General features: G+C 65.9%; 1 pseudogene. It reads right to left on the bottom strand.

Features of this window, described 5'->3' with window-relative positions:
- Window positions 1–47: 47 nt before the first annotated feature.
- Window positions 48–290, bottom strand: a pseudogene (locus tag L979_RS11085) (glycoside hydrolase family 3 N-terminal domain-containing protein); the annotation flags it as partial.

The following is a 290-nucleotide window of genomic DNA, read 5'->3' as shown; positions in this document are numbered from 1 at the left end:
ATCAAAAGGCCTACTCGGCGGGGAGAGGGAGGGGGTGAGGGGTGGGGTCAGCCGGCGTCCTGGATCCTGGCGGCCACGTCCTCATGGTTGCCGGGCTCGCTGGGCGGGACCGGGAGGTCTGCTTGGAGCTGGGCATAACGCATCTGCAGTGCCACCACACGGGTTGCAGCTTCATCCAGGCGCTCCTGCGCAATGGCACCTGACTCCACGGCTTGAACGATGTCTGCGTGAGCGGCAGGCGCATTCGCGGGCATCAACAACATGTCGGCAACTGCCTGCAGAGCGGCACC

It is taken from the genome of Kocuria sp. ZOR0020 (assembly GCF_000800955.1).
Lineage (GTDB): Bacteria > Actinomycetota > Actinomycetes > Actinomycetales > Micrococcaceae > Kocuria > Kocuria subflava.
Note: the sequence above shows the minus strand (reverse complement) of the source record. Positions and strands in the feature narration are given on the sequence as shown.